This is a genomic window from Xanthomonas prunicola (assembly GCF_002846205.1).
GTDB lineage: Bacteria > Pseudomonadota > Gammaproteobacteria > Xanthomonadales > Xanthomonadaceae > Xanthomonas > Xanthomonas prunicola.
On the sequence record NZ_PHKV01000006.1, the window covers coordinates 151,949 to 161,146 of the forward strand.

The following is a 9,198-nucleotide window of genomic DNA, read 5'->3' on the forward strand; positions in this document are numbered from 1 at the left end:
TGAATTCGTAATGGCAACGTCTCCTATATAAGTAAGTTTTTGGCGATGTTTCATGAGCTATCATGAAATGGCTGGATATTAACTGAATTTGCTAATAAAAAACTTATTTGTGTATCCTTATAAAAATTATTTTTCTTGGGGGATTAATGGGTTTTTTTACCGAAGATGAGCTCGCCTCACTAGCCATCGTTAAGATGAACTTCCAAGTTGTAGGCGATGAAGATTTTACTTCACGAGATCGTATGCCTGAGGTTGAGCACGCTGAATTCTTTCTTGCGAGAATTTTGGCTGTTGATATAGCTCCAGTTTTCACGTTCGAAGATGAAAGTACGACAAAGGCAACGCTTGAAGAGATGGCTTCACGATCCAAGCAATTTGCAACAGGCGCAACAGCGCTAGCGAAAGATTTTCATCGTCTTCATCGAGGCGGACAAACAGGCAAGGGCGCCTTTTTCTGCTTTGAGCTAGCCAGTGGGCGTGCTTCAACAAAGCTTTACGCAATGCTCAAGTATGACTACAGCGAGGTCTTGGCGCCTTCGGTGAGGCGGGCTGGTTCTCAAGATACGAGACAGCTGCGCCGTATTGTGGAGGCATTCGTTAAAGACAAGCGAGCGCTTCAAAAGTCAGCAATTTTCAGAGTCGTTAATGATCAGGCGGAAGTTTTAGTTGCTGCTAAAGATCGCGCTGCGAGATCACCTAACATAACAGGATTTTATTCCAATTTTCTTGGTGTCAAGCGTGAGCGTGATGATGTAGAGCTAAACAAAGCCGTATCCGATGCTGTTCTGGATCTTCTGAAGGCAGCTCCGGATAACACTTGGCCAGAAGGACGGGCAGTTGCGAGATCGACGGTTGTGGAAATACTTAGGCGCTCGGTTGAAATCAACGATGATACGATTATCAATGCAGTGTTCGTTGCTGCAGGGCGGCCTGACGATGAAGAGATTGCTGAAGATCTGAAGAACCTAACCATGGGGGTGCTGCGTAAGAAGAAGATTGCCGGCCTCGAATTTCCGCCTAATTTAGAGGTATTGAAAGCAGCAGCAAAGCGTAAGATTCGTACTAAAGAAAAGATTAGCATCGAGTATCCGGAATCGTTGCAGGACGTACGTGTTACGACTGTCCGCAGGAGCGATGGTTCCGCAACCATAACTATCATTACTGATAAAATTGAGAGTGAAGAAGTTGTCCCCGAGACCATTAGCGCACTTCGTCGATCAACTGACGGTTAGGCCAGGAATTAGCTTGTCAGAAAGTACCGAAGCGTCCGTTACGATTAATGGAGCAAGCGCTGCCGATGCGGTAACGCTTGCTGCTTTGCTTACATCGCTGAATTGGGACGTAAAAGTTGTAGATGATGCGGAATACGATGTGCCATTACATGCACTTCATGCCGGTTTAGAGCCGTATGCGATCACCTTTCAGAAGCCTTTATTTAATGATGGTATAGGCTTCGTAACTACGAAGGCATTCCACGATTGGCTTTTGATAAACCCAAAGGCTGAAGGCGTAGTGCGTGTCGCTAGTTCAACCGTATGTTTTTGTACGATGGGTTTTGTCGTATGTTCTTGGGATGAAGTAGGCTCAAGTAAAGTGAGAGAGGGAGTCAAGTCACCTAGAGATTTAGTAAGGTCAATTGGTACTGTTAATCCACTGCCACAAGATATACGTCCTTTTCTGTTAACCGACAGCAAAAATTTGCCCTGGGGAGACTTGGCTTTTGATGCTTGGATGTTGGCGGCTTGTCGAGCTACGTCTTACTCGGTGGCAGCAGAGGTCGAAGTTTCTAAAGTTACTTTTACTGGCCCGCCAAGACTAGATCTAGATCTAAATGAAGGTCGATTTCTAGATGATCTTGGAAGCGTTGGTTTTCTTGCTCTACAGGCTGCAGCGCTTTGGATCTACGAGCTTGATCGAGAGTCAGAAGTCCGGCATAGAATTTTTACGCACGAATTTGCTAGGATAGCTGAACGAGGACGTGGCCTAGGCAAAGCACTAGCAGAATCATGTGCTCTTGCTTTAGATGGAGCAAAAATTACATACCAATATGGACTTCACGAGCAAAGCAAAGACGCCATAAAGGGTCTTGGGGAGCTCCGTAAATCGGTTGTAGAGGATACTGCTAAAACGACCGAGGCCGCTCGCCAGCTTGCATTAAGCGCAGCTGGAGCTCTATTTTATAGTTTAGGCCTCATAGCTGGAAAAATAACAACATCTATTTCACCATTGCTTCTCGATGCAATGGGAATTCTCGGAATCCTATATTTGGGTTCAATTATCGGAATAAATTTTCGATTTTTATCGCAGCAAAGGGTGCTCAGAGATACCTGGCGTAGAAAGCTATATCGATATCTAACCGAGTCTGAATATAATGATTTAGTTGGTGTTCCGGTAAGGTCTGCAGAGTTATCTTTATGCGTCGCGCTTTTTGCTTCATCATTTCTTGGGCTGGTGATGTTTATTTGCGTAATTCTTAACAATCATTATAACTTTTTTTTCAAACAATGAGGCCGGATGGGCTGCCACTGATTTAATAGAAATATTGGTTGGGAAGCACACATCATCATCTCAAACTCGGCTCGCAAGTTGTTAGCCCGGAAAAATGTTCAGGCGCTGCCGATCGTAGAACAGTTCGATATATCTAATACCTTCCAGAGCGCGTGGTCGAGTATCGACGAAGCACTTGGAGTGAGTAATCTCTAGCGAAAAAGAGGATCGGGAAACGGCGTCAGTTTCAATTCTTGATACCGGCCTGCCAAATAAAGGCTCAGAAGCATCTTCCGCGCGTCGAATCGAGATGGCGGCACTCTAAGGTCATTATTAGCGCTCTGTCACACCAAACAGTTGACATCCCAACAAACCCGCAGCAATCTCTACCACAAGGAGCGTAGAAACTCCTCAGAGAGCGGTACCCACCTCCGTCAAACCGGTGGGTTTTTTGTGCCTGCAGCATCCTGCGGGCACAACCGACGCGATGCCTGCGTCGGGAGGGCGGCTAATACAACACCCTTCGGGGAAATACGCCCGCCGGCTCTCTGCGGTTTCTAACCTCCCGACATCCCGTCGCCACCCGGCGGCGGGGCCTGTTCGTCAAGGAGGGCTTTGCCATGCGTCGACCCACGTCCAGTCCCAAGCCAGCGCGCAAGTGCGCCACGGTGCCACCGCCCACCGAGATCGGCTGGCACTCGCTCGACCCAACGATTACGCCGCGGCGCTACCTCGAGCGCACTCCCATCCCCGAGCCCCGCCCCGATCCCAACAAGCCGCGCCGCCCAGGCCACCCGCGTGCCCCGCAACACTGCACCGTCGGCTACGGCTACTACCCCGACAGCCACCAACGCATCCCCACCCTGCGCCTACGCGGCCGCTGGCTGGAACAACTCGGCTTCACCATCGGCAGCAAACTCCACATCCGCCTGCGCAACGGCGAGCTGGTCGTCACCGTGGCACCTACGGACTAACCAGGTGCGCAGCGCACGCACAGCACGCACCCGCATGCCCCGCGCCGAGCGCAACGCGCCAATCGCCACACCGTGCGCGCTCCCCGCTCACCGCGCAGAGGAGGACACAGATGGAGCACCCCGCCGTCGTCTTGCATCTCACGCTGGACCAACGCGACCAGCTCGACCGCCTGCTACGCACCCTCATCGCTCATGGCGACGTCATCGCCATGAGCAAACCGGAGTGCCTGGAGGCGCAGACCCTGCCAACGTTGGGACAAGCCGTCTTCGATGCAGCCTATGCCGTACGCGAGATGCTTGAGCAGCGGGTGGAGCAGACGCACCAAGCTGGTGGTGAGCGTAGCTAGGGAAGATTGAAAGGGGGCAGGAGCTGGTCTGAGCCCGGTTTTCCGGCTACATCCCAGACCACTAGCCCATCTGTGGGCCGCCGGCAGTCTGCGTGGCTGCTTCGCGCTGCTGCGTTTCCTGCCGGGTTTGTTCTGCCACCCGCGCGTCGATCTGCTGGCTGCGGGCCAGCCCTTCTTCGATGCTTTGCTGTGGCTGGTTGAGATCTATCATCGCCCGGAAGCCGGGGGTCGTTCCCATTACGAAGATTTTCTCTTCATGCAGAACCACGTCACGCACCTGCTGCAGTTGGTGAATGCCGCTTTCTCGTGCGGCGACCATCGCTGACATCACCTGACCGTCGGTGACATTGGCAGGAAGATCCGATCGCATGCGATCAAACAATTGCTGCGATTCGCGCGACAGCGCAGAAGCCTGACCACGTCCTGGCTCGCCCTCGACCTCAGTCAGCAACTTCTGCAGTGGGCCTTGGTTCTTCGGAAGCGGGTTTTCGTGTGACGAGTTGAGCTTGCTGTCGGGAAATGGTTTGGGAATGCTCTTAAGCGCATCGATATTAGGAAGAACTTTGATCGTACCGTCAAAGCTGGGATCTGGCTTTTCGAGCTTCGGCCGCAGACCCGCATCCCGAAGTCCGCCCCAGACGTAGTCGATGCAACTGTTGGAGAACCCGTTGTAATAGAGGCCGAATCGACTATCGTCGCCACGCACACCAGCCTCACCGTACTCCTTCAGCTTCTCGTGCTGTTCCTTAGTAATCTCGAGCGTGTACGAATAGCTCGGATTCTGGTAAGTCTTGTACTCATCTCTGACGACGTGCCCGGCGCCTATAACGCCCGTTTTGATCGGCGAGAATCCGTATCCGTTCTTGTGCTCGCCGTCAGAGATCATGAAGTACGCATGGCCTGCGGAGGAAGAGTGGCCATGGCCCTTTTCATCGCGCACGGGCGTACCGGGTGCAGCGAGATAGACGGTAACGGTGTAGGGGCCGGGCTCTTTCCTGCCAGGTTGGGCCTGAGCACTGCTATGGGATTGACTGTCCATGTTTTATTTCACGTTGTAGTTGGCGACAAGAAGCTCAAAGCTGAGGTGAGCGATCTGCGGGTTGTCCTGAAGATTGGTAACCTTCAACCGGTATTTCCCGGGAGTCAGGTCCTTGGACTCGGCACTGGCAACCTCATATTCCATATAGGCCATCGACATGTCGTATTTGCCGGCCTTCAACAGACTGTTGGAATCCGCGCCAACAGCGCTTCTGTAGGGGAAGACGTCACTCTTTGCCTTTTGGTAGCGCGTGCCTTGCCACACTGCCGGCAAATCACGATTCAGCTCGTGAAGCACCACGGGCGTCTCTTTGCCACCATTCTGCTTCCAAAGCTGGACCCTCAAGGGAAGCTTCGCTTCCTCAAGGAAGTCCGCATCCCCTGGCTTCAGATCGGGGCGTTTACGTGGCCCACCAGAACGGAATCCGATCAGAAACGTGCTGGGTCCCGGATCGCCTGTCTCCTGCAGAGGCAGTTCGAAGCGCGCTTCGACCGTCGCGCCGGAGTGGACTAGATCAATCGGCTTGACGACCGGAAAGCCGTCGCCATAAGCCGGAGGTACCTTTCCCCCGCATCCACCAATCAACATTGGGAGTATGACCATCCATGGCTTCAGTAAATTTCGCATCTCTTCCTCGTGTTGGTAAAGCATGTCGTCGATAGCACCGACGACATCCAGAATTAGCCCGTTTATACACTGTAATAGGCGGCGGGTTCTGAATTGGCTTCACACAAGCGGGGACTTCGGCGCTTGCCCGCGAACGACGCTGCCATTGGCCAGATGAGCACTGCTGTTGCAGTTGGGATGGTGCCTGACCAGGACATCGAAGTTCTCCATAACCTCGTTGTGATAGCCCTTCTCCGCATCTCCACTCAAGTTGAATGACGCGATAAGGGACCTGCTGTGTCGCATCCTGAGGCCATGTGCCTACTCCTTGTTAGTCCCTAAGGTTGATCGCACGAGACAGGTACCAACAGCCCTGGCTCCGTCTGAACACGTAGGTATCTACTTCGTACTCCATGCCGAAGTCCACACTGCGGCCATCACCGGCCATCGTTTGGATAGAGACCGGGTATCCAACTTTACTTCGACGCTCCGGCTTCATCTCTCCCGGAACGACTCGATCAAAGACCTTTGCATCCTTGAAGTAACGATAGGGGAAGAGCTCCAGGCGGGAGAGGCCTGTTCGCTTGGAGAGATGCGTAGCGGGTGACGCGTCAGTTTCTTTTTCGACCGTGTGAGTCGGCACCTCATACTCCCGAAGAACGGGGTCAGATTCACTTAGCCATCAGCTCTCGTTTTTTGTCGATCAATAGCTGCTAGCCGTTTGATGATGAAAGGTGCGGGTACGTCATCGCCTCAAAGCGACGGAACGGGGCCCCGCTGTTGTTGCTCCTGCGAGCGCTGCTGTTCCACTGCCAGCTCTTGTGTGCGCTCCTGCGCTAGTCGCTGGTTCACAGATTCCAGTTGGGTATAGCTCTCTTGAACAGGCCGAGCCGCAGCGTCGGCCGTCGGCATATGGGCGCGCAACATGGCTGGATCCTTTGGATCGCCTTGCACTACAAACAGGGTCTGCGCAGTGGGCGAGTCTTTGGTCCTTTCGCTGAGTAGCACGTGGTCCACCCGGGTTAGTCCGTTTTCTTTTGCTAACGTCAGTAGACTCGCTGTCATCCGTTCACTGGTAGCGTCGAACGTGCGGCCGTTGGCTGCATCTAACTGCTCAATTTTGCTTCGGATCTGCTGATGCATGTCATGGTCCGGGTGCCCCGCTTCTGCAGGGGTCAATGCGCGGCTCGGTTCATTCGGTGCCGCAAGGTTAGGGGCGCTGATGCCACGTGCGCCGGTGTCTTTGAGCTGGACCATGCCATAGCCGTCTTTACCTAGGTCCAAGACGTTGAACGTCTTGTCACGCCCTAGGTCCAGTCCGTTGCGCTCCAGCTGTCTTGGATCAAGGCCCAAGGATTTGAGATCGATGCGAACTTCCGGCGGCTGGCGGTCATGCGCAAGATGCGCGTAATTTTGTGCAATATGGCTGATCGGATTCACGCCATAGTAGTTCCGGTAGTCGGAATCGCCATGTGGGCCCAGCGTGCCACTGCTGTCGTAAAAACATTGCTCAACCGACTTGGTCAGCGCATCGTTGCGGGTAAAGGGGTGCTTGGTGAGTGCATCGTAGGTCAGCCCAGCTGCGAACTGCGGTGTGCCATCCGGTTGCCTCACGACACACCGGTTGCTTGACCGGTCGAGCAATTCCCGCTCAGCCATGCTGTCAGGCATCTGCGGGTTCAGATGTTTGATTCGATCATGCAGGGCACGCATTCCCGAGATTTCCGACAGTGCTTCGTCTGCGCGAGTCGAATCCAGGTAAACACGGGTAGGGCCAGTCAGGTCGACCTGATGCTCCCGATTGTCGTAGGCTTCCTGCATCCGGTTACTCATACTCTTGCCGAACTCGGCAAGGGCGTCGGCACGATGCTGGGCCAATACGCCGTGCATCGTTTCATGGCCCATGACCTCGGTCAGATAGTCGATGCGCTCTGATCCTGTGAAATCTTTGAACGCTGCTTCACTGATATTGAGTGTGCCCGCCTTGCCGTCCTTACCATCCTGGAAGTGGCCGCCGTTGTTCTGTCCATGCGAAACAGCAATCGCGCCAATTCGACCTTTCTCAATGGCATCACCTAGCAGGTTCGACAGATAAGGTGATTCGGCGATCGTCTGGCGAATGCTGTCCTCTGCACCAGCCGGAAGTGCAGGGTCTTTGGCCATCTGGGCAAGTAGAGGCTCGATACGTGGGTCAACCCGGGTCATGGCTTGCCTCCATCGATCTTGACGCTATAAGCGCACTCTTGTGGCCTGCCTTGTTCGTTGGTTCGATAGAGAAGCAAGGAGACCGAAAAAATCTGACTTCCGCCGTTGATCGCGCGCCAATGCTGGCGTAGCCATCCACCCTGAAACGGCCGCTGCCCGCCGCGCGTGTATCCCATCCCTTCGAGCGCTTTGGAGAGTGCTTCTGCTTGCCAGATGCAGGTCGACGTAGGCACGCGCGTGGGGTTGCTATGGTCAGGTAGAGTCACTGCAACCTCTATCCGCGAGAATCCATCTTTCGTTGGGCGATGCGTCGCATAGAGCTCATAGCCATCGGCCAGAGAAACTTCCTTTATTTCACGCCACGGGTATGCCGGATCAGACGGTGGTCCAAGTTTGATGCCAAGTGCTGACTCCATCTGGGGATAGTCCAGATCCGCTGGCACTGTCAGTCCATCAATGAAGCGCAGCAGCCGGCGCTGCAATTCTTGCAGAGTGGTGTTCGCAGAGACGAGGACGGCGCCGTTGTCGGTACCTCTGCTCTTCTCTTGAGGGGGCGGTGTCGCTGTCGCAGCAGATGACGTACCTGCATCCCGCTTTGCTTCATGGGGTGTGCGAGCACATGCACTTGGCAGCGCTAGTGAAAGCAGCAGCAAGGGAAACAGGTTTCGGAAGCTAACTTTTATCATTGGGATCCTGCGACTCACGCGGCATCGCGCTGCTGGTCAATTGTCACCCGTGCCGTCTGTGTCATGCACTACCGCGCCCGAATCTGAGTGGCGCGATAGTGATGGATAGCGAGGGAACGTAAAGCTATTTGCGGGATGGTGGGGATGCGCTTGGAGTAGCAATCTCTATAGGTTCAATCCAACTCTGACCCTGCTGCTCAAACGTTGACGCAAGGATCTTCCATCAACGCTTTCCAGATTGCCAGCATCAGCCAGTTGACATGTCACGCAGCGCGTAGCAGTCTTTTGGTCACGGAGCGTAGAAACTCCTAAGACAGCGGTACCCACCTCCGAAATCCCGGTGGGTTTTTTGTGCCTGCAGCTTCCTGCTGGCGCAGCCGACGCGTTGCCTGCGTCGGGAGGGCGGCTAATACAACACCCTTCGGGGAAATACGCCCGCCGTCTGTCTTCGGTTTCTAACCTCCCGACATCCCGTCGCCACCCGGCGGCGGGGCCTGTTCGTCAAGGAGGGCTTTGCCATGCGTCGATCCCCATCCAGTCCCAAGCCAGCGCGCAAGCGTGTCACCGTGCCGCCGCCCACTGAGATCGGCTGGCACTCGCTCGACCCCTCGATCCCGCCGCGGCCCTACCTCGAGCGCACCCCCATCCCCGAGCCCCGCCCCGATCCCAACAAGCCGCGTCGCCCAGGCCACCCGCGTGCCCCGCAACACTGCACCGTCGGCTACGGCTACTACCCCGACAGCCACCAACGCATCCCCACGCTGCGCCTGCGCGGCCGCTGGCTGGAACAACTCGGCTTCGCCATCGGCAGCAAACTCCACATTCGCCTGCGCAACGGCGAGCTGGTCGTCACC

General features: G+C 54.7%; 9 protein-coding genes. 5 read left to right on the top strand and 4 right to left on the bottom strand.

The window, feature by feature from the left end; genetic code table 11:
- Window positions 1-146 precede the first annotated feature (146 nt).
- The 4 genes from XpruCFBP8353_RS17530 to XpruCFBP8353_RS17540 all read left to right on the top strand — a co-directional run bounded on the left by XpruCFBP8353_RS17530 (window position 147) and on the right by XpruCFBP8353_RS17540 (window position 3,808).
- The gene (locus XpruCFBP8353_RS17530) at window positions 147-1,232 is read left to right on the top strand and encodes a nucleoid-associated protein (RefSeq protein ID WP_101364336.1); all 1,086 of its coding nucleotides are present in this window, start codon (window positions 147-149) and stop codon (window positions 1,230-1,232) included.
- Complete coding sequence (locus XpruCFBP8353_RS23490; RefSeq protein ID WP_211287864.1) at window positions 1,177-2,508, top strand: hypothetical protein; 1,332 nt, start codon at window positions 1,177-1,179, stop codon at window positions 2,506-2,508. Before XpruCFBP8353_RS17530 ends, XpruCFBP8353_RS23490 begins: the two co-directional genes overlap by 56 nt.
- A gap of 599 nt (window positions 2,509-3,107) precedes the next feature.
- The gene (locus tag XpruCFBP8353_RS17535; protein ID WP_101364337.1) at window positions 3,108-3,461 is read left to right on the top strand and encodes a SymE family type I addiction module toxin; all 354 of its coding nucleotides are present in this window, start codon (window positions 3,108-3,110) and stop codon (window positions 3,459-3,461) included.
- Between the two features lie 110 nt (window positions 3,462-3,571).
- Entirely contained in the window at window positions 3,572-3,808 is a 237-nt protein-coding gene (locus XpruCFBP8353_RS17540) for a hypothetical protein (RefSeq protein WP_101364338.1), read from the top strand.
- A gap of 61 nt (window positions 3,809-3,869) precedes the next feature.
- Here XpruCFBP8353_RS17540 and XpruCFBP8353_RS17545 read toward each other — a convergent pair whose 3' ends face one another.
- From XpruCFBP8353_RS17545 to XpruCFBP8353_RS17570, 4 genes are all read right to left on the bottom strand, one after another.
- Window positions 3,870-4,847, bottom strand: coding sequence for a lytic enzyme (locus tag XpruCFBP8353_RS17545; RefSeq protein ID WP_101364339.1), 978 nt, complete (start codon window positions 4,845-4,847; stop codon window positions 3,870-3,872).
- A 3-nt stretch (window positions 4,848-4,850) separates the two neighbouring features.
- Window positions 4,851-5,498: a hypothetical protein gene (locus tag XpruCFBP8353_RS17550; RefSeq protein ID WP_243391155.1), complete on the bottom strand. Its 648-nt coding sequence runs from the start codon at window positions 5,496-5,498 to the stop codon at window positions 4,851-4,853.
- 708 nt (window positions 5,499-6,206) lie between these two features.
- Entirely contained in the window at window positions 6,207-7,658 is a 1,452-nt protein-coding gene (locus XpruCFBP8353_RS17565) for an XVIPCD domain-containing protein (RefSeq protein ID WP_101364340.1), read from the bottom strand.
- Window positions 7,655-8,344 (bottom strand): hypothetical protein, encoded by a 690-nt coding sequence (locus XpruCFBP8353_RS17570; RefSeq protein ID WP_101364341.1) that lies wholly within the window; start codon window positions 8,342-8,344, stop codon window positions 7,655-7,657. Before XpruCFBP8353_RS17570 ends, XpruCFBP8353_RS17565 begins: the two co-directional genes overlap by 4 nt.
- 518 nt (window positions 8,345-8,862) lie before the next feature.
- Here XpruCFBP8353_RS17570 and XpruCFBP8353_RS17580 point away from each other — a divergent pair.
- The coding region (locus XpruCFBP8353_RS17580; protein ID WP_101364371.1) for a SymE family type I addiction module toxin at window positions 8,863-9,198 on the top strand (336 nt) is incomplete at its 3' end.